Origin of the sequence: Fodinicola feengrottensis (assembly GCF_010993775.1) — a bacterium.
In the GTDB taxonomy this organism is placed as follows: Bacteria; Actinomycetota; Actinomycetes; order Mycobacteriales; family HKI-0501; genus Fodinicola; species Fodinicola feengrottensis.
The window spans coordinates 13,053-39,855 of the sequence record NZ_WOTO01000057.1 but is presented as its reverse complement, the minus strand read 5'-3'; the positions used below and the strand labels follow the sequence as shown (position 1 = coordinate 39,855).

At 65.3% G+C, this 26,803-nt stretch carries 32 protein-coding genes and 5 pseudogenes; 16 read left to right on the top strand and 21 right to left on the bottom strand.

Annotated elements, in window-relative coordinates; translation table 11 throughout:
* Positions 1 to 159: 159 nt before the first annotated feature.
* Both GNX96_RS61730 and GNX96_RS58370 read left to right on the top strand, forming a co-directional pair.
* Positions 160 to 609, top strand: coding sequence for a Sir2 family NAD-dependent protein deacetylase (locus GNX96_RS61730; RefSeq protein WP_313885884.1), 450 nt, complete (start codon positions 160 to 162; stop codon positions 607 to 609).
* Positions 610 to 613: 4 nt separating this feature from the next.
* Positions 614 to 922: a Sir2 family NAD-dependent protein deacetylase gene (locus tag GNX96_RS58370; protein WP_279582548.1), complete on the top strand. Its 309-nt coding sequence runs from the start codon at positions 614 to 616 to the stop codon at positions 920 to 922.
* A gap of 78 nt (positions 923 to 1,000) precedes the next feature.
* On the opposite strand, the gene GNX96_RS38095 is transcribed toward GNX96_RS58370, so the two are convergent.
* The gene (locus tag GNX96_RS38095) at positions 1,001 to 1,630 is read right to left on the bottom strand and encodes an alpha/beta hydrolase family protein (protein WP_163572593.1); all 630 of its coding nucleotides are present in this window, start codon (positions 1,628 to 1,630) and stop codon (positions 1,001 to 1,003) included.
* 129 nt (positions 1,631 to 1,759) lie between these two features.
* Between GNX96_RS38095 and GNX96_RS38090 the strand changes: the two genes are divergently transcribed.
* Both GNX96_RS38090 and GNX96_RS38085 read left to right on the top strand, forming a co-directional pair.
* Positions 1,760 to 2,143 carry an MmcQ/YjbR family DNA-binding protein gene (locus tag GNX96_RS38090; protein WP_163572592.1) on the top strand — a complete coding sequence of 128 codons (384 nt, stop codon included), beginning with the start codon at positions 1,760 to 1,762 and terminating at the stop codon, positions 2,141 to 2,143.
* A 65-nt stretch (positions 2,144 to 2,208) separates the two neighbouring features.
* The gene (locus GNX96_RS38085; protein WP_163572591.1) at positions 2,209 to 2,820 is read left to right on the top strand and encodes an NAD(P)H-binding protein; all 612 of its coding nucleotides are present in this window, start codon (positions 2,209 to 2,211) and stop codon (positions 2,818 to 2,820) included.
* A 246-nt stretch (positions 2,821 to 3,066) separates the two neighbouring features.
* Here the strand turns inward: GNX96_RS38085 and GNX96_RS58365 are convergent, their stop codons facing one another.
* Complete coding sequence (locus GNX96_RS58365) at positions 3,067 to 3,225, bottom strand: hypothetical protein (RefSeq protein ID WP_279582547.1); 159 nt, start codon at positions 3,223 to 3,225, stop codon at positions 3,067 to 3,069.
* On the opposite strand from GNX96_RS58365, the pseudogene GNX96_RS65900 reads away from it, so the two are divergent.
* From GNX96_RS65900 to GNX96_RS38050, 10 genes and pseudogenes are all read left to right on the top strand, one after another.
* Positions 3,164 to 3,784 (top strand): annotated as a pseudogene (locus GNX96_RS65900) (S8 family serine peptidase); the annotation flags it as partial. The gene GNX96_RS58365 and the pseudogene GNX96_RS65900 sit on opposite strands and share 62 nt — an antisense overlap.
* 58 nt (positions 3,785 to 3,842) lie before the next feature.
* Positions 3,843 to 4,826, top strand: coding sequence for a S8 family serine peptidase (locus tag GNX96_RS38075; protein WP_279582562.1), 984 nt, complete (start codon positions 3,843 to 3,845; stop codon positions 4,824 to 4,826).
* Entirely contained in the window at positions 4,808 to 5,959 is a 1,152-nt protein-coding gene (locus tag GNX96_RS38070) for a hypothetical protein (protein ID WP_163572589.1), read from the top strand. Before GNX96_RS38075 ends, GNX96_RS38070 begins: the two co-directional genes overlap by 19 nt.
* The gene (locus GNX96_RS38065) at positions 5,916 to 6,515 is read left to right on the top strand and encodes a hypothetical protein (protein ID WP_163572588.1); all 600 of its coding nucleotides are present in this window, start codon (positions 5,916 to 5,918) and stop codon (positions 6,513 to 6,515) included. Before GNX96_RS38070 ends, GNX96_RS38065 begins: the two co-directional genes overlap by 44 nt.
* A 136-nt stretch (positions 6,516 to 6,651) precedes the next feature.
* A complete protein-coding gene (locus GNX96_RS58355; protein WP_390624245.1) occupies positions 6,652 to 7,566 on the top strand; it encodes a phospholipase C in 915 nt (304 codons plus the stop codon).
* A pseudogene (locus GNX96_RS65895) lies at positions 7,460 to 7,786 on the top strand (alkaline phosphatase family protein); the annotation flags it as partial. The gene GNX96_RS58355 and the pseudogene GNX96_RS65895, both read left to right, overlap by 107 nt.
* 13 nt (positions 7,787 to 7,799) lie before the next feature.
* Positions 7,800 to 8,309 (top strand): annotated as a pseudogene (locus GNX96_RS65890) (phospholipase domain-containing protein); the annotation flags it as partial.
* Positions 8,310 to 8,328: 19 nt separating this feature from the next.
* Entirely contained in the window at positions 8,329 to 8,700 is a 372-nt protein-coding gene (locus GNX96_RS58345) for a phospholipase domain-containing protein (RefSeq protein ID WP_279582544.1), read from the top strand.
* 26 nt (positions 8,701 to 8,726) lie between these two features.
* The gene (locus GNX96_RS38055) at positions 8,727 to 9,119 is read left to right on the top strand and encodes a TIGR03618 family F420-dependent PPOX class oxidoreductase (protein ID WP_163572587.1); all 393 of its coding nucleotides are present in this window, start codon (positions 8,727 to 8,729) and stop codon (positions 9,117 to 9,119) included.
* A gap of 36 nt (positions 9,120 to 9,155) precedes the next feature.
* Positions 9,156 to 9,875: a DUF1152 domain-containing protein gene (locus GNX96_RS38050; protein WP_313885879.1), complete on the top strand. Its 720-nt coding sequence runs from the start codon at positions 9,156 to 9,158 to the stop codon at positions 9,873 to 9,875.
* Here the strand turns inward: GNX96_RS38050 and GNX96_RS58340 are convergent.
* From GNX96_RS58340 to GNX96_RS58320, 10 genes and pseudogenes are all read right to left on the bottom strand, one after another.
* Positions 9,824 to 10,924, bottom strand: coding sequence for a class I SAM-dependent methyltransferase (locus GNX96_RS58340; protein WP_279582542.1), 1,101 nt, complete (start codon positions 10,922 to 10,924; stop codon positions 9,824 to 9,826). The two genes, GNX96_RS38050 and GNX96_RS58340, sit on opposite strands and share 52 nt — an antisense overlap.
* Positions 10,921 to 11,691 (bottom strand): annotated as a pseudogene (locus GNX96_RS38040) (alpha/beta fold hydrolase); the annotation flags it as partial. The pseudogene GNX96_RS38040 and the gene GNX96_RS58340, both read right to left, overlap by 4 nt.
* A 78-nt stretch (positions 11,692 to 11,769) precedes the next feature.
* Positions 11,770 to 12,322, bottom strand: a pseudogene (locus GNX96_RS58335) (epoxide hydrolase N-terminal domain-containing protein); the annotation flags it as partial.
* Positions 12,205 to 12,837: a hypothetical protein gene (locus GNX96_RS58330; RefSeq protein WP_279582541.1), complete on the bottom strand. Its 633-nt coding sequence runs from the start codon at positions 12,835 to 12,837 to the stop codon at positions 12,205 to 12,207. The pseudogene GNX96_RS58335 and the gene GNX96_RS58330, both read right to left, overlap by 118 nt.
* Positions 12,813 to 13,421, bottom strand: coding sequence for a pyridoxal-phosphate dependent enzyme (locus tag GNX96_RS58325; protein ID WP_279582540.1), 609 nt, complete (start codon positions 13,419 to 13,421; stop codon positions 12,813 to 12,815). Before GNX96_RS58325 ends, GNX96_RS58330 begins: the two co-directional genes overlap by 25 nt.
* Positions 13,394 to 13,867, bottom strand: a complete 474-nt coding sequence (locus tag GNX96_RS38030; protein ID WP_163572586.1) for a type III PLP-dependent enzyme domain-containing protein — start codon at positions 13,865 to 13,867, stop codon at positions 13,394 to 13,396. Before GNX96_RS38030 ends, GNX96_RS58325 begins: the two co-directional genes overlap by 28 nt.
* Positions 13,864 to 14,796 (bottom strand): type III PLP-dependent enzyme domain-containing protein, encoded by a 933-nt coding sequence (locus GNX96_RS38025; RefSeq protein ID WP_163572585.1) that lies wholly within the window; start codon positions 14,794 to 14,796, stop codon positions 13,864 to 13,866. The genes GNX96_RS38030 and GNX96_RS38025 overlap by 4 nt, the downstream gene beginning before the upstream one ends.
* Before the next feature lie 4 nt (positions 14,797 to 14,800).
* On the bottom strand, positions 14,801 to 16,024 hold the full coding sequence (locus GNX96_RS38020; protein WP_163572584.1) for a heavy-metal-associated domain-containing protein: 1,224 nt from the start codon (positions 16,022 to 16,024) through the stop codon (positions 14,801 to 14,803).
* 3 nt (positions 16,025 to 16,027) lie between these two features.
* Positions 16,028 to 16,846 (bottom strand): aminotransferase class V-fold PLP-dependent enzyme, encoded by an 819-nt coding sequence (locus tag GNX96_RS38015; RefSeq protein ID WP_279582539.1) that lies wholly within the window; start codon positions 16,844 to 16,846, stop codon positions 16,028 to 16,030.
* A complete protein-coding gene (locus GNX96_RS58320) occupies positions 16,777 to 17,217 on the bottom strand; it encodes an aminotransferase class V-fold PLP-dependent enzyme (protein ID WP_279582538.1) in 441 nt (146 codons plus the stop codon). The genes GNX96_RS38015 and GNX96_RS58320 overlap by 70 nt, the downstream gene beginning before the upstream one ends.
* 355 nt (positions 17,218 to 17,572) lie before the next feature.
* Here GNX96_RS58320 and GNX96_RS38010 point away from each other — a divergent pair, with 355 nt between their 5' ends.
* Positions 17,573 to 18,103, top strand: coding sequence for a hypothetical protein (locus GNX96_RS38010; RefSeq protein ID WP_163572583.1), 531 nt, complete (start codon positions 17,573 to 17,575; stop codon positions 18,101 to 18,103).
* On the opposite strand, the gene GNX96_RS38005 is transcribed toward GNX96_RS38010, so the two are convergent.
* From GNX96_RS38005 to GNX96_RS37995, 3 genes are read right to left on the bottom strand one after another with little or no spacing between them, the layout of a single operon-like run.
* The gene (locus GNX96_RS38005; RefSeq protein WP_163572582.1) at positions 18,075 to 18,533 is read right to left on the bottom strand and encodes an SRPBCC family protein; all 459 of its coding nucleotides are present in this window, start codon (positions 18,531 to 18,533) and stop codon (positions 18,075 to 18,077) included. The genes GNX96_RS38010 and GNX96_RS38005 overlap by 29 nt on opposite strands.
* Positions 18,534 to 18,554: 21 nt before the next feature.
* Entirely contained in the window at positions 18,555 to 19,073 is a 519-nt protein-coding gene (locus GNX96_RS38000; protein ID WP_163572581.1) for an SRPBCC family protein, read from the bottom strand.
* Positions 19,074 to 19,120: 47 nt separating this feature from the next.
* Positions 19,121 to 19,855, bottom strand: a complete 735-nt coding sequence (locus GNX96_RS37995; protein ID WP_279582537.1) for an FHA domain-containing protein — start codon at positions 19,853 to 19,855, stop codon at positions 19,121 to 19,123.
* Positions 19,856 to 20,138: 283 nt separating this feature from the next.
* On the opposite strand from GNX96_RS37995, the gene GNX96_RS37990 reads away from it, so the two are divergent.
* The gene (locus GNX96_RS37990; RefSeq protein WP_279582536.1) at positions 20,139 to 21,041 is read left to right on the top strand and encodes a hypothetical protein; all 903 of its coding nucleotides are present in this window, start codon (positions 20,139 to 20,141) and stop codon (positions 21,039 to 21,041) included.
* On the opposite strand, the gene GNX96_RS37985 is transcribed toward GNX96_RS37990, so the two are convergent.
* The 6 genes from GNX96_RS37985 to GNX96_RS37960 all read right to left on the bottom strand — a co-directional run bounded on the left by GNX96_RS37985 (position 21,038) and on the right by GNX96_RS37960 (position 26,617).
* Entirely contained in the window at positions 21,038 to 21,322 is a 285-nt protein-coding gene (locus tag GNX96_RS37985) for a hypothetical protein (RefSeq protein ID WP_163572579.1), read from the bottom strand. The genes GNX96_RS37990 and GNX96_RS37985 overlap by 4 nt on opposite strands.
* Positions 21,319 to 21,651 (bottom strand): hypothetical protein, encoded by a 333-nt coding sequence (locus GNX96_RS37980; protein ID WP_163572578.1) that lies wholly within the window; start codon positions 21,649 to 21,651, stop codon positions 21,319 to 21,321. The genes GNX96_RS37985 and GNX96_RS37980 overlap by 4 nt, the downstream gene beginning before the upstream one ends.
* Before the next feature lie 10 nt (positions 21,652 to 21,661).
* Positions 21,662 to 22,942: a serine/threonine-protein kinase gene (locus tag GNX96_RS37975; protein WP_163572577.1), complete on the bottom strand. Its 1,281-nt coding sequence runs from the start codon at positions 22,940 to 22,942 to the stop codon at positions 21,662 to 21,664.
* Between the two features lie 138 nt (positions 22,943 to 23,080).
* A complete protein-coding gene (locus tag GNX96_RS37970; protein WP_279582560.1) occupies positions 23,081 to 24,373 on the bottom strand; it encodes a discoidin domain-containing protein in 1,293 nt (430 codons plus the stop codon).
* Positions 24,312 to 24,773 (bottom strand): discoidin domain-containing protein, encoded by a 462-nt coding sequence (locus GNX96_RS58315; RefSeq protein WP_279582559.1) that lies wholly within the window; start codon positions 24,771 to 24,773, stop codon positions 24,312 to 24,314. The genes GNX96_RS37970 and GNX96_RS58315 overlap by 62 nt, the downstream gene beginning before the upstream one ends.
* A complete protein-coding gene (locus GNX96_RS37960) occupies positions 24,704 to 26,617 on the bottom strand; it encodes a DUF4091 domain-containing protein (protein ID WP_279582535.1) in 1,914 nt (637 codons plus the stop codon). The genes GNX96_RS58315 and GNX96_RS37960 overlap by 70 nt, the downstream gene beginning before the upstream one ends.
* Positions 26,618 to 26,803: the final 186 nt, after the last annotated feature.

Sequence of the window (26,803 nt, the reverse complement as noted above, 5' to 3'; positions counted from 1 at the left end):
CGACGTCGAGTGCGGGACAAAAACCCACACTCGACGACACTCAGCCCCCCCCCCCCCCCCCCCCCGATTCAGGCCGAAGGTGACCAACGCCCTGGCAGCCTGCCCGTACGGCCGAATCGTACGTAAACTCCGTGGGGTGCGGACGCGACCGACGCTGACCTGGGCATCCACTGGCGAATCCTGGCCACGGACGACCAGCTTGGACGAGGTCTGCCGAGTGGTCGCCGGCGGCGAGGTCCTGGTGCTCAGTGGCGCGGGGCTGTCCACCGAGTCGGGAATCCCGGACTACCGGGGCGCGCAGGGCAGTCTGCGCCGGCACACCCCGATGACGTACGAGGATTTCGTCGCGAGCGCGGACGGCCGCCGCGCTACTGGGCTCGCAGCCACGTCGGCTGGCGGACGATCACCCGCGCCGATCCCAACGACGGCCACCACGCGGTCGCCGCTTTGCGGGCAGGTGGCTATTTTTCCGGTGTCATCACCCAAAACGTGGACGGCCTGCACCAGGCCGCCGGCACCCCGGACGTGGTGGAGCTGCACGGCAGCCTGAATCGGGTCGTGTGCCTGGACTGCCGGCGGACGGACCAGCCCGCGCGAAGACCTGGATAGCCGGTTGCGACAGGCAAATCCCACTTTCGACGCGACCACCAGCCGGATCAATCCGGACGGCGATGTGGAGCTGGACGACGCGGACGTACGACGATTTCAACTGGTCGACTGCGCGTCCTGCGGATCCGGACTGCTCAAGCCGGATGTGGTGTTTTTTTTCGGGGAAAACGTGCCGCCTTCCCGAGTGCGAGAATGCTATCGGATGGTCGACGACTCCCGCGCGTTGCTCGTCCTGGGTTCGTCCTTGACGGTGATGTCTGCCTGCGTTTTGTCCGGTACGCGGCCAAAGCCGGCAAGCCGGTGCTCATCGTGAACCGCGGCGAAACCCGCGGCGACCCGCATGCGACAGCGCGCGTCGACCTTGCGCTCGGGCCGGCGCTGACCGATCTCGTCAGCAGACTTTCCCTATCCAGCACAACACCGCATCGGAGATAGTCGCCAGCGCCTTTTCCTGGTTTCCCGGCACCGAAAACACGTGGTCGCCACCGGCCACCTCGACCAGCTCGACATTCGGTGGCACGGCTGGAAACTCGCGAACCGTGCCGAACGGATCCCGGCCGCCCTGGACCACCAACGTGGGCTGGCCGTTGCCCGTCAGCTCGGTGAGATTCCACATCTCGTTCGGTCGACCGTATGCGTGCAAGGGAAAGGCCAGCGCGAGGACCGCGTCGACGCCCGCTTCTTTGGCCGTACGACAGGCAACTCGCGAACCAGCGCTGCGCCCACCGGAAATCAACGGCAATCCTGGCTGGGCCACTTTCGGCAGCACCGCCAGCCAGGCGGCATCCAGGCTCGCGTTGTCCACTCCGCCCGGTCCGCCGGCCACCAGCCACGGCTGCTCCACCAAGGCGACCGTGCTGCCGTGCCGCGGCAGGACGGTCGCCAGCCACTGCAAATCGCGCGCGTCGATGCCGGTCGAGGCACCATGCCCGAGCATCACCACCGCTCGCGGCTCGTCGGCGGCGAACCACGTGATGCGGGCGTTTCCCGCCGGAGTCGGCACCAACTCGGTATTCCCCATGCCCGCCCCCTCCGCCGGCCTTTGCGTACCGTACCGAGGCTCTACCAGGAAAGACAGGCATTTGTCTGCCAGAATCCGTACGGACGAAAGGAGATCGGGCGCGGCCGACCGGACCGGCCCGGACTCACCGTGGCGACCTGGGATGACGTACGCAAGATCGCGCTGGCTTTGCCCGAGGCGACCGAAAAACCGAGCTACGACGCACTGCCGGCGTGGCGAGTCAAGGACAAACTGTTCGGATGGGAGCGTCCGCTGCGAAAGTCAGACCTCGCGGCGCTCGGCGACACCGCGCCGCAGGGCCCGATCCTGGGCGCGAGAGTGCCCGATCTGGGCGCCAAGGAAGCGCTGTTGGCCGACCGCCCGGACATTTATTTCACCATTCCGCATCTCACCGGCTACCCAGCGGTGCTCGTACGACTGGACCGGATCACGATCGACGAACTGACCGAGCTGCTCACCGAGGCCTGGCTCTGCCGCGCGCCCAAACGCCTGGCCCGCGAGTTCCTCGAGTAGACAAACGGGGCGCACGTTCCGTATCTTAAACGGGGTAACCGTTCCGTTTAGAACAGAGGCACGTCATGACGACCATCTTGATCACCGGCGGCACCGGCGGGACCGGGCGACCGCTGGCCGCGCTGCTGGCCGAGGCCGGGGCCCAGGTACGCACAGCGAGCCGGCATCGGCCGGACAGTTCCAGCGCTGAGCACGCGTTGTTGGACTGGGACGACCCGGGCACGTACGCCGAGGCGCTCAAGGGAGTCGACCGGCTGTATCTGCTGCCCCCGACGTTCGCCCCTGACTTCCACGCCCTGCTCACGCCCTTTCTTGCCGCGGCGAGCGCGGCCGGCGTCCAGCGGATCGTGCTGCTGGGAGCGGCCCAGGCCCCGCCAGCCCAGGCGGCGATCCGTACCAAACTGCAGGAGGCGATCGCCCGGGCCGTACCGGAATGGGCGGTCCTGCGGCCGACCTGGTTCATGCAGAACTTCATCAACGGCCATCCCTATTACGCCGGGCTGCACGAGCGTGGCGAGATCGTCACGGCCACCGGCTCCGGACGGATCGGATTCATCGACGTACGGGACATCGCAGCGGTCGCCGCGCACCTTCTCACGGCAGAGACAGCGGGCGAGACCGACTATTTGCTGACGGGCCCGCAAAAACGCATGACTACGACGAGGTCGCGGAAATGATCACCGCGGCTTCCGGCCGCCAGATCCGCCACGTCAAGCTCACCCCCCCCAGGGCGGTACGAGCGGGCGATCGCCGCCGGTCTGCCCGAAGCCCACGCCCGCGGCGGAGTCTCCATTGACGCAATCGTCAGCGCCGGCAGCGACGACGTGGTCAGCGACGTGGTGCCGAAACTCACCGGTCGCCCGGCCCGGACTCTGCGGGCATTCGTCGACGAACACCGCGAGGTGTGGCGCGCCACGAAATAGTCAGCGAGCGCCAAACCGCTCGATAAGGTCGGCCCGGTAGGGTGCGCGGCGAGCGAGAGGGGCGCCCGTGGCCAGACCGAACAAGCTTGTGACCTGGATGATCGTCGCCGGTGCGGCGGTGGTGGCGGTGCCGGTGGTGGTCGCCGTCGTCTGGTCCACCAGCGGATCAACCGATCTGCCGCCCGTACCACAGGGTCACACGGTTCGCGTCAACGAGAAACTTCTCGGTCAGGCCAAGCCCAGCGCGGCCTGTCCACAAGGGACTCAGCAGGGTGCGGGAGGCTCCGGTCGTACGATTCTGACCATCGCCCGCATGAAGGGCACCTGCCTCGTCATTGACAGCGAGGTCGTCGCGACCGGCCAGGTCGACACGCGGCTCGGCGCCCTGCGCAAGACCGCGGATGTGGTGGCCGCGGACCGCAAACCCACCCTCGCGCCGCACCCGCGGCCCTGGTATTGCCACCTCCCCGCGGCGCCGTGCCAGTACGGCGAGCCCGATCAGGGCGACCAGTGGGCCGACAAGATGTTGAACGGTCCCGACGTAAGAAAACTGTGGCCGCAGGGCGCCGCGCCGGTCCAGGTGGGCGTTGTCGACACCGGAATCGACGACGCCAACACCGACCTGGAAAAAGTGGTGGCGCGGCCGTGGCCGACCACGATTTTCAAGGGAGACTACGACAACCACGGCACTCACGTGGCCGGCATCATCGCCGCGAAGGACGACAAGCAAGGCGTGGTCGGCCTAACGCCGAAGGCTCAGCTCATCGACGCGCAGTATTGGGGCGGCGACTCGACGCACGACCACGGGAATTGCCGCTTCCATCGTGGCGGCGGTGAATCTTGGCGCCGACGTGATCAACATGTCACTCGGCGGGCCCGAGCCCAGCGACACCGACCTCGCCGCGGTGCTCTACGCGGAGCGGCAACAGGTCGTTTTGGTGGCCTCCGCTGGAAACTGCGGCAAGGCCGGCGGAGGTACGTTCGAGGGCAAACCGATCTGCCCACAGGCCAACCAAGTCGACTATCCGGCCGCCTATCCGAACGTGTTGTCAGTCGCGAATTTCGACAAGAAGCTCCGCCGGTCCAGCAGTTCGTCGGCCAACTGGACAGTCGATGTCGCCGCGCCCGGCGAGGAGATCTGGTCGACCTGCCTGACCCGGGAGGACGGCCCACGGGCCCGTTGCGAGAATTCGGGCACCTCCATGGCCGCGCCTTTCGTGGCCGCCACCGCGGCGCTGCTGCGAGCCCGCCACCCGCAGGCCAGCGCGGCCGCGATCCGGCGGGCGATCACCGAGTCCGCGGTGACTCCCAAGGATGTCCCGGAAGGTCAACGTACCGACGCGTTCGGGTGGGGGTTGCTCAAACCGACCGCCGCATCGTCCTTTTTGGACAGTCACCCGGACGTACCGGTGGACGACCCGCTGGCCCAGGTGGTGGCCGGTTATGTGACCCGTCCAGACGGCAACGGCGACGGCGCGATCGAGCTGGCCACCGCGGCCGGGCAACGCATTCCGGTGGGTACGACTGCGGAGCCCGCCACCGCCGTCACCGCTTTCAGCGCCGACGGGACGAATTTCGCGACTGCCAATGGCAAAACGCTCTCCATCGTTAAGACTGGCTCGTTCGCACCAGCGCAGGTCGACTGCGCTTGTACGGGTGCGGCCTTCACCGGGCAGGGGCAGGTGGTCACCGGAGACGCCCAGCAAAAAAACTCGGGTACTACGACTCGACCGGCAGCAGTGTGCGTACGGTCACACTGACCGGCGTCGACCCGAGAATGACCAAAATTCGAGTGGTCGCCGCGCACGACGACCGGGTCATCATCGCTGCCGCTCTCGAAACAATCCCTACCCAGCAAGAAAATCTCTACGTCGTGGACAAGTCCGGTGCGGCCGTGCGACTGGCCACCTCCACCGGGGCCGCGCCGTTCTCCCAGGTGGTGCTGGACCGCAGTGGTACGCGACTGGCGTTCGCACTTCAGAACGGTTGTTACCCAGCCGCGAAAATCGGTTTCGCCCAACTGCCCGAAAGCGGCTCGCCGTCGGTGCGGCTGATCGACTCGCCATCGGGCTCCGACGGTGGCGTCGCCACTTCGTTGGCTTTCGACAACGTGGCGCTGGTGGCCGGCTGGCGCGGCGGGCCGGATGCGTGCCCTAACGACAAAAACACGGCCCAGCCAGCGCTCTGGCGACTCGCCAACCCGGCAACCGGCCGGACCTGGACCAAGCAGGCGGACGGCCGAGGCATGGTCGCGAAGACCCAGTTCGGCGTAGATATCTACACCGAGCCGTATCCCGATCATCCCGAGACTTTCACTCTCAAACTGCAGGGTCTGCCCAGCTATTTCAACCAGCCGGCGCAGCTCGGGGACAACATCTGGTCGGTCACCCCGCGCCCGTTGGGCAGCCCGTTCGTCGCATCCTATCTCTCCACCGGGAAGGGCCAGCGAAACACCGAGGTTCGGCTGGCTCGCGAGGACGGCACTTCGGTGCCGGTGCAACAAATCGTCGGCCGGCCGTTGGACGACGACCCGTCGATGACCTTCAGTCCCGACGGAACCTGGTTCGCCTCCGCCGACGAGCATTCCCTCACCACCGTCAACACCCAGACCGGCGTGCAACGTACGGTCAGTTGTTCCTGTAAAGGCACCGCTTTCACCGCCAAGAACCTGGTGATGACACAGGTTGGCCCACTGATGACGATCGTGGTCGCCGGTTACGACCCGCAGACGCTGACGGTGAAAACCAGAATCCAAGGGCCCACGGACACGTACAAAATCGGCGGCGGTCGGGGGTGGTGGCGCAAGCGGCGATCACACCATCGTCCAGAAGGGCAGAGGCGGCCAGAGCATGCTGGCTCTGGACCCACGCGGCTCGGCAATCGACCTGATTGACGCGGCCGGCCCGATGCTCGGACACGTCGCTGTGTCGGCCGACGGCAATTTCCTTGTGACGTCAGGTGTTGCTGACTGCCTCGATGGCGTCGGCCTGCGGGTCGTCGACCTGAAACGTACCTTCGCCACCGGCAAGGCGGCGTTGAAACAGCTGTACATGAACGCCGTTGTCAACGGCACCTGCCTCGCCACCTCGTTGCATTTCGAAGGCGATGTCCTGTATGGCGGCTGGATGGCGGTCACCGATGGCATTCGGGACAGTTGCTCGTACTCTGACGAGATCGAAGGTGTGGTTCCGTCCAGTTGGAAAAGGCAACTACAACCCTTCACCGACGACAAACCCCTGGACTTCGCCGGCTGGCAGTCGGTCTCATGTAGTCGGGTCGGCCAATGGGCACCCGCCGACGGTGGCGTGGTCTACCTGACCGCCGGTGAGCAGAAACCAACGCTCACCCGTGAGCCGATCGACTACAGCCTCTACCGGATCGCGCCGGGGTCCAGCAAACCCGTGCTGCTCGCGGGCCACATCGCCGCGGCGGAAGTACGGATGCGGTGACCGCGTCGGGCTAGCGAAGTATGGCCGGACTCGGCCACCTGTTCACCGACATCTCGTCTGCTGCTCATGGCATTGTCGAGTGGCTCGGTTTGACTGTGCTGGCCCGTTATCGTGCACGTACTCCGCGGAGGCCGCGATGGCTGAGATTAGTCGACGGACGTTCCTGGCCGGCGCCGGCGCTGCCGCACTCGCGGGAGTGGGATCGTCAACAGCGTTCGCAGCGCCGGCCGCCGCGGCCACCGGCACCATCGCGGATGTGAAACACATCGTCGTGCTGGTGCAGGAAAACCGCAGCTTCGACCACTATTTCGGAACCATGCGTGGCGTACGCGGCTTCGCCGACCGGAGCACGATCACCCTCGGCGGCGGATATTCGGTGTTCAACCAGCCACGTGGCAGCGGCCGGCAGTATCCGTTCCCGCTGCGCGGCTCGTCCAGCGACGCCGAGACGCTCGTCCAGTGCCAGGGCGACATCTCGCATGCGTGGTCCGATCAGCACGCCGCCTGGAATCTCGGCAAAATGGACAGCTGGATGTCGGCCAAGAACAAAATCGGCTGCCTCGGTTATCTGGACCGCGGTGACTTGCCGTTCCACTACGCGCTGGCCGACGCTTACACCATCTGCGACGCTTACCACTGTTCGGGACTGACCGCGACCGGCCCGAACCGTACTTTCCTGTTCAGCGGGATGATTGACGCCGCCGGTCAATACGGCAGCCCGGCGTACGACGGCGGCGACGAGTCTGGGCTGACCTGGCAGACCTACGCTGAAGCGCTGCAGAACGCCGGGATCAGTTGGCGAGTTTTCCAGAATGCCAAGGACAACTACGGCGACAACGCACTGGCCTATTTCAAGCCAGTTCGCCGCCGCCAAAGCCGGATCTCCCCTTTACGACAACGGGATGAGCAGCGTACCGGCCACCACCGGAAAAACACCCGACGACATTCTCGGCGCGATCAAAGCCGCCGTCGTCGGTGGCACTCTCCCGCAGGTGTCGTGGGTGGTGACCGACCAAATCACGTCCGAACACCCCATTGGTCCACCAGTTAATGGCGAACGCTTTGTCAGCGGCCTCTTGCAGGCCCTCGCCGCCGACGCGAACACCTTCAACAGCACGGTCGTTTTCCTCAACTACGACGAAAACGACGGATTCTTCGACCACGTCCCGCCACCGTCGCCAGCTGCCGGCACCACCGGCGAGTTCGTCAACGGAACACCGGTCGGGCTCGGCTTCCGGGTGCCGATGATCGCCATCTCGCCGTGGACTCGCGGCGGCTGGGTCGATTCCGAGGTTTTCGACCACACCTCGGTCATCCGGTTCATGGAAACCTGGTCAGCGGCCGTCGGAAAACCGGAACTGCCAGGTCATCAGCGCCTGGCGGCGCTCGGTCTGCGGAAATCTGACCTCGGCTTTCGACTTCGCGAACCCTGTTTTCGGGCTGCCCTCGCTGCCCACGCCGGGCGCCGCGATCGCCGGCTCGACATGCACCTTCAAACCCAATCCGTCGCCGCAAAACAACGCGCTGCCGCCACAGGAGTCCGGCACCAAGCCGGCCAGAGCCCTGCCGTACCAGACAAATGCCTCGGTTTCCTCATGGACGTACGGCGCCAACAACCTCATCCAGGTGAACATCGCCCTCTCGAACGAGAGCCCGCTGGCCACCAAACCGGCCCATTTCGCCGTCTACGCCAACGCTTTCCGTACCGGCGGCCCGTGGCAATACACCGTGCCGGCGTACGATCCGGCCACCGGAGCGAACGGCTCGATCACCGACTTCTTCAACTGCGGCCCCAGTTTCGGCAATGGCTACTATGACTTCAGCGTGGTCGGACCGAACCGTTTCCTGCGCCAAACTCCGCGGCAACGCCACCGGCGTCAGCAAAAACGTCGAGACGCGCTCCCGGATCGCGGTGACCGCCAGCACTGGAAAACTCGCCCTCTGGCTGGATTTCGTCAACGGCTCCACGTCGCCGACCACCTTCACCGCCACCTCGAACAACTATCGAGGGGACGGCCCCTGGACCTACACCGTGGGTGCCGGCCAGACCGTCAGCGACTATTTCAACGCGGTCGCCTTCACCAACGGCTGGTACGACTTCACCGTGACCGTCTCCACCGACATCACCTGGTCGCGCCGATTCGTCGGCCACATCGAAACGGGTGCCGCCAGCGTGACCGGATAAGGTGGAGTCAACCGAAAGGATCATGGATGGATCTCCCCGACGATCTGGTCGACCTACTGAAACGGCCGAGCCTGTGTTTCCTGGCTACGTCAATGCCCGACGGCTCACCGCAGCTCACCCAGACCTGGGTGGACACCGACGGCAAAAACATCATCATCAACACCGTGCAGGGGTTCCAGAAAACAAAGAACATCCAGCGCGACCCACGAGTGGCGTTGAACATCGCCGATGCCACCGAGCCGTTTCGCTATTACGCCGTTCGCGGGCGGGTGATCAGCAGCACCGCCGAAGGCGGAGCGGAGCACATCGAGGAACTCTCCCAGCGCTACACCGGCGGCCCGTACCAGTGGTACGGCGGCCGCGACCAAGTCCGGCTCATCCTCACGATCGAAGCGGACAGCATCAGCTCTGTCCCGTAAAAGTCGGCGGGTCGGTCGCTCCGCGCCTACCATCGAGTGGTGTTCTCCCTAACTGAACCGCCGCTGTTCACCCGACTGCGTGGAACAGACCGGGTCCTGATCGCCGGAGCCGGCGGCGGATTCGACGTCTATGCGGGACTTCCGCTGGCCGTTTCCCTTCGACAGTTGGGCAAGCAGGTCTTTCTCGCGAACCTGACGTTCAGCGATCTGAATCAGGTCGATCTCGACGACTGGCCGCACCCCGGAGTTGCCTCGATTCGTCCTGACACGGCTGGCAGCCCTGACTACTTTCCGGAGCGTGTGCTGGCGCGATGGCTCGCCTCCCGAGAGTTGCCGTCCACGGTGTACGCGTTCGAGCGCACCGGGGTGTGGCCGCTGCGATCTGCGTATCAGGCATTGGTGAAGCATCTTGCCGTCGACGCGATCGTCTTGGTGGATGGTGGCACCGACATTCTGATGCGCGGCGACGAAGCCGGGCTCGGCACCCCGGAAGAGGATATGACCAGCCTGGCTGCGGTAGCCGGCATCGACGAGGTCGAGCGGCTGGTGGTGTGTCTGGGATTCGGCATCGACGCGTACCACGGCGTCTGCCATGCGCAGGTGCTGGAAAATCTCGCCGCATTGGATCGCGACGGCAGCTACCTCGGCGCCTTCTCCATTCCCTCGCGCTCCGCCGAGGCTCAGGCCTATCTCGATGCGGTTGCTTACGCCCAGGCGATGACTCCACTGCGGCCTAGCATCGTCAACGCCAGATAGCGGCGGCGCTCAGAGGCGAATTCGGCAATGTCGGTTTCACTGCCCGTACGTCCGGGAGCGAGCTGTTCGTCAATCCGTTGATGGGCCTGTATTTCGCGGTCGACCTTCTCGCCCTTGCTCACAACGTACGGTATATCGACCGCTTGGCAGATACCCGTACCATCATGGACGTGGCACTGGCAATCGAGGAGTATCGCGACCAGAGCGACCGTCGCCCGTGGCGCGCTATTCCCCACTAGTCCGACCGAATAGACGCGTCGTCGCCGAAGTACACCACAGCACCTACAACAAACCCGCCTTAATAGGCGGTTGGTGTTGATCATGGGAAATCCCGCACTTTCATAACGAAAAGTGCGGGATTGTCCCATGATCAACAACGAACATTCAGCCAGGAGTGGCTCGGCGCCGTGGACTAATTCAAGAACCGGAACAACGTTCCCGCGGCCGGCAATGGTTGCGGGACTCCGGCGAACTGGTTGACGCCGACAGCGAAAAAGCACCTCCTCTGGCGCGGTGAAAGCGCGCTCCGCGAAACCCGCCGCGGCAAACCACTCACGGATTTGCGGTGTCAGGTCAGGATCTCGCCGCGTTCGGGTCCAGATCACGGTCGCGTCAGCGGCGCACAACTGCGGCAGCGCGGCGATGGTGCCCCGCACGTCCGCATCGCTGATGTTCCCGAACACGCCGGCCATCAAGACCAAGTCGGCGGGCACCGCGCCCGCGTACGACGCCAATTCTCCTGCATCCGCACACAAAGCCGCCACCGACAACCCGGCCCGCTCGGCACCCGCGGCGGCGATGTCGACGTTGCGCTGGTCGTACTCAATGAGCGTGACACGCACTCCGCTGGCGTCCGCACGCTGAGAAAGAACCCCGAGCAGGTCGTCCGCTTGCCCGGCGCACGCGCTCACCACCGTCAACGGCCGCTCCGGCCGCTCGTCCAGCCAGTCTTGCAAAAAGCCCCGAACGACCCGCAGCCGCTGAGACAGCGCTGAGTCAGGGTCCGCGTACGATCGGTGCCAATCAGTCCAGTCTTTCGTGCCAGTCATGACCCCATTTTGGCACGCAGCTGCCGGAAAAACTCGCGGATATCGGCCACCAGCACATCCGGCGCTTCGTGGGCAGCCCAGTGGCCGCCCTGCTCGTACGAGTGCCAGGACACGATGTTCTTGTGGTCACGCTCGGAAAACCGCCGCATCGAGTGGAAGTCGTCGGCGAACTGCGCCAGGCCGACCGGCACGGTGGTCGGCTCCGGTCGCGGCCCAGCGTCCAGCTGGGTCTGCTCGAAGTAGAGACGCATCGCCGAGCCCGCGGTGCCGGTCAGCCAGTAAATCATCACGTTGGTGAGGATGAAGTCCGCGTCCAGGGCGCGCTGGAGCTGACTTTTCCACGCCAGCAAGCCAGCCGGCGAGTCCGCGAGGGCGTGCGCGAGGGTCTGCGGTTGCTGCGACTGCAACATGTTGTACGCGCCCATAACCCGTTCGAAGGTCTCGTGGCCCTCCAGATACTCCAGATCCTGCTCTGAAAGTCCCACTCGGTCGGCTTCTGACAGCGGGAACGACCAGATCTGCTGGACGTGCACACCAACGACCTGCTCCGGCACCAGCCGGCCCAGCTCGACGGAAACCTGGGAGCCAATGTCATTACCCACCACGCCGTACGACGAGTAGCCCAGTCGGCGCATCAGTTCGGCCCACGCCGCCGCAATACGCCGACTGTGCCAGCCTCTTTCCTTGGTAGGGCCGGAAAATCCGTAGCCCGGCAGGGAAGGGATCACGAGATGGTACGAGGGGCCCTCAGTCGGATGAGTGAGCGGCTCGATGACATCGAGGTATTCCGCCGAGGTGCACGGCCAACCATGTGTGAGGATCAGCGGAAGGGCGTCCGGATCCGGCGATTTCACGTGCAGGAAATGGATGTTCTGGCTGTCGATCTCGGTGGTGAACTGCGGATAGCTGTTGAGCCGCGATTCCCAAGCCCGCCAGTCATAATACGGACCGCCAGTAGTCCAGCAACTCCTTCTGCCGCGCGACGGGCACGCCGTAGTCCCAACCGCCGTCGGCCAGTTCCTCCGTCCAGCGGGTACGGTCCAGCCGCTCCCGCAGGTCGTCGAGCTGCGCCTGCGGGATATCGATCTGGAACGGCCGCACGTCTTGGGTGTTCGTCACCGCGTTCTCCTGTCTGTGATCGAGCCCTATCACCAGAAGATCGGAGCCGCCATCGGGATTTCGACAGGCCCGGTCAGGCTCCCGGCTCCAGCTTCCTCCCGGCGTCCCGCCAGGCCACCACCCCGCCCCCGTCAGGCTGGCCGCGCGATGGCCCTGCTGGCTCAGAAAAGCGGCGACTCGCCGCGAATACTCACCGATCGGGCAGACGAAGACCACCTGCAGACCGGGCGGGAAAGGAACGCCGTCCGCGAGCATGTCGTCGAGCCGGTCGTCGCGGATGTTGACCGCTCCCGGAATGTGGCCGATTCGGTACGCCATGCTGCTGCCGGAGTGTCCACCAGCATCGCGTTTCCGCTGCCCAACAACTGTTCCAGCGCATCCACCCCGATCTCCGGAGCGACCACGTCGGGCGGAAGATCGCGGACCGACGGGCGGCGGGCCAGCCCGAAGATCTCCGGGCGGCGCTTGCGTACGTACGACAAATACCACTCCAGCCGGTCACAGACGATCAGCACCGCCTTTCGCCGCTCGGCTGAGGGCTCACCCCGAAGGTGTTCCACCGCGGCGAAGTACGTCGCGCCGCTGGTCGGCCCGGCCAGCACGCCATAGCGGCGAGCCAACTGCACGGCGCCATCCACCGCGTCGGCGGAGTCCACCGCGACGATCTTCTCGTAGAAACCACGGTCGAAAAGGCCCACGTCCCACAACTCGTTCGCGGACCGGATCCCGGGGATGAAGTCATATTTCGTGGACACCACACCGATTGTCTTCAGGGCCGGATTCTTTTCCCGCAAGTACGTGCCGATGCCGCGGGTGGAGCCGGTGTGGTGCCAAGACCACCAAACAGAAAGTCGACCGGGCCGATGTCGGCGAAAATCTCCGAGCCGGTGTCCCGGTAATGCGTTTCGACATTCTTTTCGTTCGTGTACTGGGATGCGTGATAGTACGCTCCGGGGCTCGCCGCCATGATCGACTCGATGGTGGAAAATACATCGTTGGGCACGGTCGGGTCCGGGCATTCGGACAGGCCCGGCAGCTCCTGCACCTTGCTGCCCAGCACGTCCAGCACGTCCCGGACCTCCGGCACCTTCACCCGGTTGGTGAGCACCTCCAAGGTGAGCCCGCGCATCCCCGCCAGCACTTGCAACGCTTTGGCCGTGTTGCCGCTGGAAGCCTCGATCAGCGTCAGGCCACGCTCGACGATGTCCGCGAGATCGTCCCGGATCATTCCCCAGGCCACCCGGTCTTTCACTGAGCCGAACGGGTTCAGGAACTCCAGCTTGGCATAGAGGTCCACATTGGACAGGCCGTGCACCCGCTTGTCGAGCAACAACAACGGGGTGTCGCCGATCAGTTCGGTGATGTCGGTGTAGAGCATTCGTCTCTCCCCGATTCCGCTTGGATCCTGAACTCCCCGTCGCTCTCGACCGCGGCGACCTTCGGTGTCCGCGGGTGCATCAGGCCCTCAGCGGCGGACAGGTCCATCTGGTACGCAGCGGTGTTAACGAAAACCACGAGGTCACCGGGTTTCGGCAGCCTCTCCAGCCAGGTTTTGTGCTCGTAGACCAGATCCCGCTCAAGGCAGAGATTTCCACCGAAATAGACCCCCACCGGCTGATCATCGTACGTACGTGGGTCGGCGCGATAGATGACAACGGGGTCGAGCATGACCTCCTGGTCAGCCGGGCAAATCCGGTCCCGGCTGACATCCAGGCTCACCAGTGTTTCTTCGTTCCCCACGGTTTTGGTGAATTCCACGCCGGTAACGGTGACGCCGGCCTGGTCCGCGAGCGCCTTCCCCGGCTCCAGCCAAAGCTCGATCATGTTTTCCAACAACACCTGCGCGACTGGCCGGCCGCCCCCTGCCCGGGCAGCGGGCTGTCCAGGATCTCGCGAAGTTGGTCCGTCCCGGTCGCGGTGTTCGCATACCGATGAAAGGTCGGCGTCCCGCGCAGGTCGCGGTAGCCGAAGGTGTTTCCCTCCCAGGAAAGCGATTCCGCCGTGCCGGCGAGGCCGGCTTTGAGTGCCTGGACATACCGATCGAAACCATCCGGGTCCGCCGCGAAGACCTGCCGGAAGCCGCCGCCAATGTCCAGCACCCGAGGGGAGAGCCCGCGGGCGTACGCGGACTCGAAAAGTCGGAGGCACGCATCGATCGCGGCCACCTTTTCCTTGAGATCGTTGGTGTCCAGGTGAAAGGAGAATCCTCGCAGGTCAAGAACCTCGCGATGGTCGAGAATCGTGTCCAGGAGCGCGGGCATGCCCGACTCCGCCGTCCCGAACCGGCTGGTACGCCCGCGAGACGGGCACAAGCGCAGCAGCAGCACGGGCACGGCTTGGTGGGCGACCCGGGCCACCTCGGTCAGCTCCCAGTGATTGTCCACGTTCACGGTCGCGCCGGTACGGGTCAGCTCCCACAGGAAGGCGGCCCCTTTTGGCCCGGTGGCTTCGATCCGTTCGGAGTCGAATCCGGCGGCGACCGCGTGGTGCAGCTCCCCCACCGAAGCCACGTCGATTCCGATGCCGGCCTCGGCGGCGGCTCGTACGAACGAGGTCGACTGGTTGACCTTGTGCGCATAGAACAGCCTGCTGGCCACCGGATAACGAGCCAGCGTCTCCCGAAAGGACTCGACATTCTCCTTGAAAACCTGGGGAAAGACCACATTGGCGGGCGTGCCGAAGGACCCGAGCAGATCGCCGCGGGTGAGCAAGGACCGGACCGCAGGATGGATCCGGGGTGCGAGTTTGTGCACTTTCTCAGGCGCGTCCCGGTGGGATCACCGTGTAGCCGGAGTTCCTGATCGCGTCGAACGCCCGCTCCCGCTGGTCGGTGGCATGGAACCCAGCGGTGAACTTCTTCGTGACCAGGCTGGAATCCAGCACGACGATGTTCATCGACTCCAGCAGGCCGGTGATGGTGGAGATGCAGTGCTTGCAGTTCATGTCCGGGACGTGGAAAATCCGCTCCTGCGGATCGGTGATCAACTCCGTGGTCGCGTCCACCGCCAGCGCCACCAAGTCCACATTGGACAACTGGCGGACGAACTCGGCGACGAACCGCGGCAGCACGATCGGTAGGATGGCGACCTTCTCATCTCCCATCACGTGACTCATCGCGGCCAGGCACCGCGGTTGCTCGTGCTCGCCCATCAGCGCGTACTGCTTCGAGATTTCGTCCAAATCGTGGTAATACTTCTGGACCGCGTCGGCGACCGTAAGCCCCTCGACAGTGGTCGCCCGCCGCATCACCGTGTGGGCGGCCGCGATCGTCTGTTCCTTCATCTGCCGCAAGGTGGTCAACGACCGCGGTGAATAGCGCACTGTTCCGTTGGCTTGCGTCACGAAACTGACCGGGATCATCCCGCGCCGGTACGTGGACGCCTGCAGCTCCCAGTACCACTGGCTCGCCACCGCCTGGAAAATCCCCGAGTCGACCAACCCGTGAACGAAATCCTCCGGGGTCTCGTATGGCGTCTGGTCGGCGATCAGAGCGTGCTGGGTCAACGCTCGACCGGTCGCCTCGATCCCGACCCGGAAGATCTCCAGCGGTTCCTGGTCGGTCGTCGTCGCGGCGAGCACAGCCTCGTCGTCCTCGCCCACCTGTCCAGCCATCGCTGGGCTCGCGGCCAGCTCGCGCCACAGGTGCAGAACAGTTTCCCGGACAGCTATCGGCACGATGGGACCAAAACCCGACGGACCGTAATGGCCACTGTTCGGGATTCCCTCGCTGTCGTCCCAACTGATCCGGTGGGTGGCGCTGGTGACCTGCTCCGGCGAACACGGCCGCATGTACGCCTGAAGGTAACCCAACTGGGCAAAAGTCAGGTGACTGTCCGGCTCCGGCCGCAGCTCGACCTCGGCATACGCGATCCGCTGGCGGCCGGTTTCCCCGATGGGGGCGAAAAGGCCGGTCGCGGCCAACCCGGCCAGAATGCGCGAGGCCGCTTGCCGATCGTATTTCTCGTAGCCTAACCCGGACATCCTTCAGACCATCCCTTTGGCGACGCGCCCCAGGAAGTCGGCGAACCGCTCGACTTCGGCTTCGGTGTTGTAAAGATGCAGGCTCACCCGTACAGAGTCCTCGAAGTCCGCCCCTTCCGGTAGACAGTGGTTTCCGGTGCGTACGTAGAAATTCTCCGAGCTGAGAGCGAAACCGACATCGCTGGCGGAGATCTCCGGCAGCCGGAACGAGACAATCCCGTAGCCGGCCGCACATCTGCTCCAAGCCGGGCCTGGCGTAAACTCCAGCCGGGGCACTGTCCGCAGCCGCTCGACAACCAGCCGGGTCAACAGTCGGACATGCTCGGCGATGCGGTCAATGCCGACTTCCGCCACGAAGTCGATGGCCTTTCCCAACGACAGCACCGCTGGAATGTTCGGCGTGCCACCCTCCAACAAAGCCGGCAGCCCTGCGGTCGTACGGCCCGAACCGCCCGGCAGGAAAGGATCGAGTCTATCGTGCACGCGGCGGTGGCAGTAAAGCACTCCGGCTCCCGGTGACCCGAAGAGTTTGTGCGCGGAGAAGACCGCGAAATCCACCCCGAGCTGCTGTACGTCCACGTCCACGTGTCCCACACTTTGGCTGCAGTCAAGGCATCGCACGATCGACGGGTTCAGGTCATCGAGAGCGCTCAGTGATCCGAAGACGTGGTGGATGTGGGTGGCCACCACAATTCTGGTCCGATGAGTGACCTTTCCCAGCAGGTCCTCGACGTCGATCTCACCGGCGCCGGTCATCTCGTACGGCACCAGCCGCACCTGAACGCCGAGGCGGCGCAGGATCCGCGCTGCAAGTTCCGCCACGGCGCCACATTCGACGAATGATCGACCGGGTTGAAAAGAATCTCGTCACCGTCGCGCAGATTCGGCAGTCCCCAGGAAAGGGCGACCGCGTTCAGCCCCGCGGTGGCGCCGGACGTGAAGACGATCTCGTCCGGACCACTCGCCCCGACGAACCGGGCCACCTGTTCGCGTACCCGCTCGACCTCGCGGGTCACCCGCGTCGACCATGGATGGGTGCCGCGGCCAACGCTGCCGGTTTCCCGGGAAAGATAGGAAGAGACGGCGTCGATCACCCGGGCCGGTTTCATGGTGGTGGTGGCGCTGTCCAGATAGACCACGTCCGGTTGCCCGGTCAGGGCCGGGAACTGGTCCCGGATCCGCACCGGAATCACACGGCCCCTTTCCCACAGTGGGGAAAAACGGCCAGCACCGGACGGAGGACCGTACGACGGCAGCGGTGGCGACTGGGCCAGTCTAATCGATCTTCGGGTCACGACAGCGGGAAACCTTTCGTACGGCAGCGTGTGGTGCCGACGCCGCCGTTGCCATCGGACTGGTGAGGCCGTGGCCTCCCAAGACCTATGTCGTCGGCCCACCCGGAAAAGTTCCCGGGAACCTGAAGACGACCACGAGGCTGCGTACGGCGGCGGGCGTAGGACGGCAGCCGGTGCCTACGCTCGAAGTGCTAGCGCCGAAGCCGCCTTCGGCCCGACGACTGACAGGGCGGATCGGCGGACCATCGGAGCTATGACAGCTGCGGTCCGCCTCTCGGTGCCAGTCCGGAAAACGGTGCTCCTGCTGCACATTCTGTCCGGCGTCGGCTGGATGGGCCTGGACATCGGCCTCTTTTCGATGGTCGTCACCGCGCTGACCACGTCAGACGGTCGGCTCGCGGCCAGCTGTTTCGTCGCCATCGGGGTCGTGGTGCCGGTCGGCGTTGGACTGCTGAGCCTGCTGATGGTCGGCTCCGGTGTCGCGCTCGGCCTCGGCACCCACTGGCGACTGCTGAAACACTGGTGGGTGCTGACAAAACTCGTGATTGGGCTGGCGATGACGGTGCTGGTTTTCGTGGCGCTTATCCCCGGTGTCGCCCAAGCGAGTCAGCTCGCCACTTTCGGGGCGACCGGCGATGTCGTACGGGCCAGCCTCGGTCAGGTGGGCACCAGCCTGCTCTTTCCGCCGGTCGTTTCCTTCTCGTTGCTGGCATTCTCCGCGGTCCTGTCGGTTTTCAAGCCGTGGGGCCGGATTGTCAGACTGGCTCCTCGACGACGGCCTTGATCCGCTCCAGGGTCGTACGCATGCCGTTCCGGTTGGTTTTGCCGCGCGTCCAGCCGAACATCGCCCAGTAAAGCCGCACCGCCGGGGTGTTGGTCATCTCGAAAGACTCGGTGACATCGGTGCCGTCATCGGCGGGCTGGAACTCGTACCGCCACGTGTTGATGGACCGGCCGGCGGCCTCCACCACGAAGGCGAACTCCCGGCCCGGTTCGCAGGCCACGATCCGGCACGTCGTCCAGTAGATCGGGCCGCGCCCGTTTCGCTTGACGTGTCCGCGAAACCGTACGCCCACCGCCGGCTCAGTGGCGCCACCGAGCCATTGCGCCTCGAAAGTCTCCGGGCTGAACCTGCCGGTGTTGGTGATGTCGCTGACCAGCTCCCAGACCTGCTCGGGAGAAGCCGCCATCCGTACGGTTACCGAGTCGCGCATGGCGACACCATAACCCCGCGATCACAGCCCGGGAATCGGCGCGCCCGAAGGCATCCCGCCGGCGACGTACGCCTCGTACAGCGGGTGCCACCGCTCGGCGGTGTCGGCGTGCGGGCCGCCGCCGGGCTCACCGTTGATCGCTTTGTCCAGCTCAGCAAGGCAAACGTGCCAACCGGCCGCGTTGCGGGCCGCCGTGTCGGTGTTTTCCAGTACGTCGATCAGCGTCAGCCAGCACCGTTGGTCACCGTCCGGCTCGATCTCGAACCGCAGCTCCGAAGCGCCCCAGGTGAAGGCCAGCCGGCGGGGCGGCTCGTACACCAGGATCTCGCCCTTGCGGTCCGGCACGTTCGGATCGTCACCGAAGGTGATCGTGCCGCCCTGCTGCGGCTCGATCGTCACCGCGGCCGGAAACCAGTGCTTCAACTCGCTCGGCTCGCTGATCGCCGCCCACACCTTCGCCGCCGGGTGCCGCAAGTTGCGGCGGAACCGCACCGCCGGCCGGCCCTCAACCTGGACGTACGTCCCATCTTCGGTTGCCATGACCCGAACATACCCAGTTGGTTATGTACGCGTCAAGCTATACACCGTCAGTCGAGGTCTTCCAGCAGGGCCAGGTCGCGCGGGACGAGCGTGGTGGAGAACATCAGCTCCTGGATCAGGTTGTGGTTGAGCGAGTTGCCCACCGGCTCGCCCACCTCCTCGCGGAGCAGGCCACTGACACCGGCCCGGGACAGCCGGTCGCGCACCGAGGCGACCAGATGTTCGACCTTGCGCGGCGTCCAGCCCTCGGTCGGTTGCAGCTCGGCCAGTTGCTCGTACGTCTGGCGCCATGCCAGCGGTTGCGGATACGGCTCGTGCGAGAGGTAGCGCTGGCCGAGCACGATCAGCGCGAGCCGCTCGTTGGCCTGCAGTCGCCAGGTTCGTGGCGGCTGGGTGTGGTCCTCATGCTTGGGAATCGGCTTCGCGCCGTCCGGTCCGGTGACGTAGAGTTCCAGCAAATGCTCGCGTTTGCGTGAGCCACGCAGGAAAATCGGGGTGTAGCCCTCGAGCAGCGGGATTTCTTCCTCACCCGGGAAAAGCAGCCGCTGATCGGCCAGCCGGATCGGCAGCTTGCCGAGATTTCCCACCCACCACTGGTCATCTCGGTGCGTGAGGGTGCCGTGCCGACGGCTCACCTTCGGGTCGTCCTCACCGAGGCAGACATGCACGTCCGTACGATTGCGGCCGAAGTAGATTTCCCGGCCACGTCGCGGCGGCACCGCGATGCCGCCGGTCAGCGCCAGCGCGAAGATCGTCCGCACCTTGGACCGCGGCACCCCCAAGCCAGACTCTCGTGCGTCGCCGTCAGTGGTCGCGCCCCAGGCGTGACCAGTGTCTCCGTCATCTCCCGCCCTCCGATCGGCCGCCCGCACCCGGTGCGGACTCGCGAGCTTCCCAGACCGTAACCACCGCCCTCGGGACCCCTCCCCAACGAACATTCTCCCCCGATCCGCCGGGTATAGCGATCCTGATCGCACACTGCCGGAAAGCCTATTGGCCGCTGATCCACCGGCAGACCTAGCTTGGGGTCGCGCCATACCCGTCTCGTACGCCAGGAGATCCGAGTTGTTGCTTCGCATGGCGGCCGCGCTGGCCGCCCTCACTTTGGCCGTACCTTTGCCTTTTGGTGCGCCACACATCCTCACCCACCTCGATCTTGCCGCCGGCCAGCAGCCGGAGAACATTGCCGTCGAGTCCCCGTCGGCCGTCGATGTCACTTTCGGCTTCGCCGGCAAGGTGGCCCGCATCGACCGCTCCGGCGCCGTACGCGTCCTCGCTACGGTTCCGGTGCCGCCTAACGGCGATGTGCCGGGCTCGCACACGAAAATCTTCACCGGTGGCATCGTCATCGACCGGGGCGTCCGCTATTTCGCCGTTTCCACCGGCCTTGCCGCCGACACCGGGATCTATCGCTTCCGGGTGGGACAGCCGGCCGTACGCATGACTGCGTTGCCTTCCAGTGGTTTTTACAACGGGATGGCGTTGGACGCTGTCGGGCGACGGCTGTTGGTGGCCGATTCGGCTCACGGCACGATGTGGCAGGTGCCGCTGTCGGGTCGCGCGCCGTCGATTTGGTCGGCCAGCCCGCTACTCGCCCCCAAGGCTGGTTTCGGTGCCAACGGGGTGAAAATCCATGGCAACTCGGTGTGGGTGTCCAATTTGGACGCCGGCACGTTGGTACGCCTTCCGTTCGTCGGCGTTCCCCGCGTGGTGGTTTCCGGGCTGGGACCAGTGGACGATTTCGCTTTCACGCCCGACGGGCGTTTCGTGATTGCCGCTATTAACCAGGAAAACCGGGTCGTACAGGTCGATCCGTACGGGTCAGGTCAGGTGACCACGCTGTGGACGGCCGCCAATGGACTGTCCAATCCGACCGCGGTCGCGTTCTCCGGCGAGAGCGTGTTGGTGACCGATGCGGCCTACTTCACCCAGCAGGATCCCAATATCCTGACCGCGCGGTGGGGCTAGAGCCACCCGCGAATCAGACGGCGGGCAGTTTCCCGGCGACTGAGGTAGCGATCGTACGAGCGGGGGGCGCAGAGCTCGCTGCCGTCGATGTTGTCGCGGTGCACCTTGATGTCGATGAGCTCGAAAATCGGGTCACCGGACCGGTCGGCGGCCGAGCGGTAGCTGAGTTGGGCCAGGCACATGTGGTCGTCGTCGTACTTGGGCTGCAGATATACCGTACGACCAGCGGTTTTGACTGGGGTGCCGGCGCTCGGCGCGCTGTTGTTCCGCTCGTAGGTCACCTCGACCGACCGAGGTCGCGGTGTGTGTCCTTACTTTCCCAGACGCAGTCCCAGCCGCCGAAGCCATGGTTCGGGGTGCTGGTGGCCGCCGCGGGCAGCTGGGCCAGAGCCTGCTGGCCGACCAGCGAGCAGGCGTCCAGGCTAGCCAGCGAGGTGGCTGGCAGCGGTGCCGTACGCCGTGGCACCGCCTTCTGGGTGAGGATCCCGAGCGCGGTCCGAGTAGCCGCTTCGGCGATCGCGCAGAGGTTCGCCGGCCCGTCCTGGACGGCTTGCACTCGTACCAGATTGTGGTCGGCGAGCTGCAGGATCCGGTCGCATTCACCGTCCACGAGCGGCGATCTATAGACCCGTGATCGGCCCGGTTTTGGTCGCCTGCGCGCCTTCTGGCGGGCTGGACTGCGGGAGATCCAGGATGACCTGCACGTCGATCGGGTCCGCCGCGCTGGTGTGCACGAGCACGTCACAGCGGTTGAAATTGGCGTCCGCGGCGGACAACTCGACGCGCCCGTACTTGGTGAAAGTCGGATCGGATGTCTTGAGCAAGGCGCAGGGGTCAGCCGTACGCGGATCGCCGACCGTCGCGGGTTTTGCCGCCGCGGACCCGGACGGGCTGGGATCGCGGCCGGCGACCGGTTTGACCGGCAAGCTGTGGCGTCCGACCCCGGACACGAACACCGCCAGCAGGACGACCACCACCGCGACCGCCACTGCCGCGACGCCCACCATCCGGCTCCGCCGCCGGGTCAGCCAACTGGGCCACCACTCGGGCGTACGCTCCGGCAGCCCGTCCGGGCCGAGCAGCGCGGCCGGCACCGAGGGCAGCGCACTGCCGTTGGCCACCTCCGCCAGCGCTTGCGCGGCCTGCGCGGCGGTCGGCCGATCCGCCGGCTCGGGCGCGAGCATCGCCGATATCAGCGGGGTCAACGGACCGGCCCTGCGCGGCTCACCGATCTGCATCCTCGCCGCTTTTCGCAGCGTCTTAAGAGGATTCTGCTCCAGGCCGTAGATGGGCTCGTCCTCGATCGCGGCGAAAAGCGTGGCGCCGAGGGAAAACACGTCCGAGGCGGTGGTCGGGTCGTCGCCGTTGGCCACCTCGGCGCCCATGTACGCCGGCGTGCCGCCGACCTGGCCGCTGTTGGTGACTGTCGGATCTCCCCAGGAAACCCGGGAAATCCCGAAGTCCGCGAGCTTGGCACTGCCGTCCGGGGCGATCAGGATGTTGCCGGGTTTCACGTCCCGGTGCACCACCCCTTCGGCGTGTACGGCGGCCAGCGCGGAGGCCATCTGCGCGCCGAGCGCGGCCACCTGCCGAACGCCCTGGTTCGGCGACTTGGCGATGATCTTGTCCAGGCTGGCCGACCTGACGTATTCCATCACCAGCCACTGCACGTTGCCGTCCCGCACAGTGTCCAGCAGGCCGACGATGTTCGGGTGCCCGAGCCGGGTAGCGGCCTCCATCGCGCGTACGCCTCGGCCGGTGTCCGGTCCGGTGCCAGCGATCTTCAGGGCCACCAGGGTGCCCTCGGCCTGGTCGACGGCCAGCCACACCTCGCCCATGCCACCGGCGCCGATGACGCGCACCAAGCGGTAACGGCCGGCGATCAGCTGCCCCTCTTGCACGTCTCTCCCATCCCCTGACGGTCGCGGGCAGATCTTCCCACGAGGACGGGGCCTGTTGTCACGGTTTCTGCCGTTTCCGCGACAACGGGCCTGATCAGAGGGGTTTTAGCAGGTTGCTGCCAGCTGCCCAAACCGGGGTCAGGAGCCGTACGCCTCCAGTTCGTCGACGAAAATGTACTCGGCGAAACTGCCGTAGGTCTTGGTCGCGTCAAAGCGCAGGTAGCGGGCCGGGACCTGCGGCAACGCGGCCGCGAACCAGTGCGGACCGGCCGGGCCGCCGAGCGTCTTCTGCAGGGCGAAATTCGTCCCGTCCGTGCTGGTGGACACCTTCACGGTGTCCGGTTGGTAGTTGTGTACGCCGTCGTTGTAACGCCAGAACCGAGCCAACGACAGGGTTCTGGTGGTGCCGAGATCGACGGTCACCGTGACCGTTTTCGTGGTTCCCGACTGCATCTGATAGCCGTACGAGCGGTGGTCCGGATAGCCGCCGGCGATGAACCCGTCGGTGGAGTCGTTGGCATTGTCGGGATAGCCCGGGTCAGTGCCCGAGGACGCCTGATATACCTTGCCGCGCGCCAGATTCGTCGGCGCGAGCGCCTGGTTTCCGTACGCGGCGATCTCATCGACGAAGATGTAGTCGGCGTAAGTTCCGGTCTGTTTGGTCAGATCAAGGCGGATGTAGTTCGCCACGGTGTCCGGGAAAGCGATCTCGTACCACTGCCCGGTGCCCCACGCGGCGCTGCCCGCGTACTGGTACGAGCTGCCGTCCATGCTCGTGTAGACATCGACTTTGTCCGGGGCGTAGTTGTGGACTCCGTCGCTGAATTTGGCGAATTTAACAAGGTTGAGGTCTTTGGGCGCGGGTAATTCGACCGTCAGCGACACCGGTTGGTGGGCGACCGCGGACAGCTGATAGCCGTAGCCGATGCCATCCCCATATCCGCCGGCGATGACGCCGTCCGTCGACTCGGTATTGTTGGTGTCCGGGTAATGCGAGTCCGGATTCTCGGATTTTGTGTACGACGCTCCCTGCGCGACATTGACTTCCTGACCGGCCGGCGGCGGGTACGCCTCGATTTCGTCCACGAAAAGGTAATCCGAGACTGGGGCGTAGTGTTTGGTGAAAGTCACCCGGACATACCGCGCCTGGGTGGCCGGGAAAGTCAGGTCGTACCAGAGGGCGTCCTGCCCGTTGGCCTTTTGCACGCTGGCTTTCTGGGTGAAGTTCACCTTGTCCGTGCTGGTCGAGAGCACCAGGCTGTCCGGGTCGTAATGCTGCGCGTAGTTCTCGTAGCGGTGGATTTTCACGCTGCCCACCGACTTCACGGCCGCGAGGTCGACGGTCACTGTGACGGTCAACGGCGTGCTGCTATTCGGTACGACATACCCGTACGAGCGGTGGTCTGGGAAGACCCGCGGCGAGGACACCATCGGTGGAGTCGGAATTCCCGTTATCCGGGTAGCTGCCGTCCGTCGCCGGTTTGTCGTACGTCTTGCCGCCGGCCAGGTTTTCCAGCGCCAGGAACGATCCACCGACCTGCAGGTCGGCGATCGAACAGCCGGCCGCCGGACAGTTGTCGCTGGACACCCTCAGGTAGCGCGCCTTCCCGTTGATGCCGACAAAAGTGTCGCCACCGGCGCCGCTGGACGTGGTGTAGGCGTCCGCCCATTTCGTTCCGTCGTACGAAAGCTGGATCTTGTACGCGGTCGGGAAGCTGGCGCCCCAGGTCATCCGGACACCGTCGATCTGCGCCTGCTTGGTCAGATCGACCTGCCACCACTGGGTCCCACCGGCCGCGGATTTCCAGCTGGTGGCCGGATCGGCGTCGATCGCGTTGGCTGGATCGAAACCGCTCGCCGAGCTGGCGGCGGAGAGGGTGCCGGTGGACGCCAGGTTGGTGCCGAAGGTGGGAAACCGCCGGCGGCGGCCGCGACGACCAGGGCATTGTGCATCCGGGTGACGAATCCGCTGTCCTGGCTGTAAAGCGTCGCGGTGGTGACGAGCGCGGTGGTGAATGCCTTGGCCAGTGCCGGCTTGGTCTGGCCAATGATCTTCAGCAGTTCCCAGTCCTCGATGCCATCGCGCAGCGACTCCTCGCGAATGGTCGCCTTGACGGTGTGGTGGTCCGGGTCCGGCTTGACGATCCAGCCGTCCCCTTTCTCGCTCTGCTGGGCCATCGTGAACTGCCAGTTGTTGTAGGCCCAGTGCAGATAGCCGGTGGCCCCCAGCTGGTAGCCGTACCACATCATTTCACGCTCGGCGTAGACCGGCTGGTCGATGAACCTGTTCAAATAGGAGCCGGTGGGGATGTTCGCGGTGTAGAGCCAGAACGGTTTGCCCACCGACGAATAGAAACCGCGGTTGGCGTCCGCGGTGATCAGGCTGGGGATGAGGAAACTCTCCTTGGCCGCTACCGCTTCCTCGGACGACTCGATGTTGTTGGCGTCCGAGATCCGGACCGCCGGCCAGATGGTGCGTACGGTCTGGACCGCGGCCGTGTATCGGGAGACCTGGGCGTCGGTGATCTCGTCGGCGATGTGCATCCAGAACATGCCGTCCCATTGTTTGGCATTGATGTGATCGCGCAGGGCCGGCAGGAACTGCGAGTCCCAGTTGCTGACGCCGGCGCCATCGGAGGGCGCGTACGTACGCACCGGATTGCCGGCCGAGTTTCGCGCGATGATCTCGGTCTTCGCGCTGCCATCACTGTAGATCCCGTAATACCACCAGAAACCCTCGAGCTGCTTGACCATGTGCCGGTCGATGAAGAACTGCACGATCTGGTCGAACCTCGTCCAGTTGAAATGGTACGTGCCGGCGGCGTCCAAAGTGGACCCGCCGTCCATCAGCGAGGTGACCAGCGGGATGGGCAGGTCGTTCTGCCGATACTGGGTCATCGAGACGGCGATGTTGTTCATCAGCGCCCACCAGTCGGTGGAATATCGCGCATAGCCGTAATACTGCTGGATGGTGTCCTGCGCGTTGGGATCACCGGTGTCGTCGCCCAGCGAGCCGAAAGCGCTCATCCACATGGAAAGCGTGAACGAGCTGTCGTTGGAATTCGGGATGGCGACGTTCTTCACGTCGACAGTGACCGGAACGCTGGTGTTCCCGGCATCGGTCACCACGGTCGCGGTGCCGGTGTAGACGCCGGCCGGCGTCGAGGTCGGCGCGAAGGCCCGGATCCAGATCGGCTGAGTGGTGTTCGCGGGCACGGTCAGGGTGGTGTTGTTCGACAGTGCGTCCGGGAAGTCACCGGGCGCGGGCCGGACCGGGTTGTCCAGCGGCCACGGCGGTGGCCAGTCGGTGGTGGTGTTGTGGTCCAGGTGCTCGAACTCGACGAACTGGTATTTCAGGTTGGCCGCGGCCAGCGTGTTCGCACCGCTGGTGAGGTCACCAAAGGCCACTTGCTGGATGGTGAACTGCTGGTTCTTGCGGATCACGACCTGCGCCGACTCGTACTCGTTCTTCGCCAGCACCAGCGAGATCGCCTTGCTGGCACCGGTTTTGGGCAGATCGTTCTGGAAGACGTTGACCGACGAGTTCTCCGTCCACACGCTCGTGACCGGATCGGCGGCAGCCGCGGCCGGACGGGCCGCCGGAACAGCGGCCGCGGACTGGGCGGTGAGACCGCTGGCGGCCAAAACAGTGGCCAGAACCGCGAGCGGGACCACGAAACGAGCCAGGACGCGGTGGGATCGGGACATTGGCAGTTTCCCTCCGGGGTGACGGGCCTTCGTTATAAGGGCGCGAGCGTACGGCTGCCAATGCGCTAAACCGCACTAACGCAAGTTCGGTACGGAATTCGACTGGACCAGTTGAGCGCTCCAGGGCCACCCAGAGCCACCGCGCTTGATCTG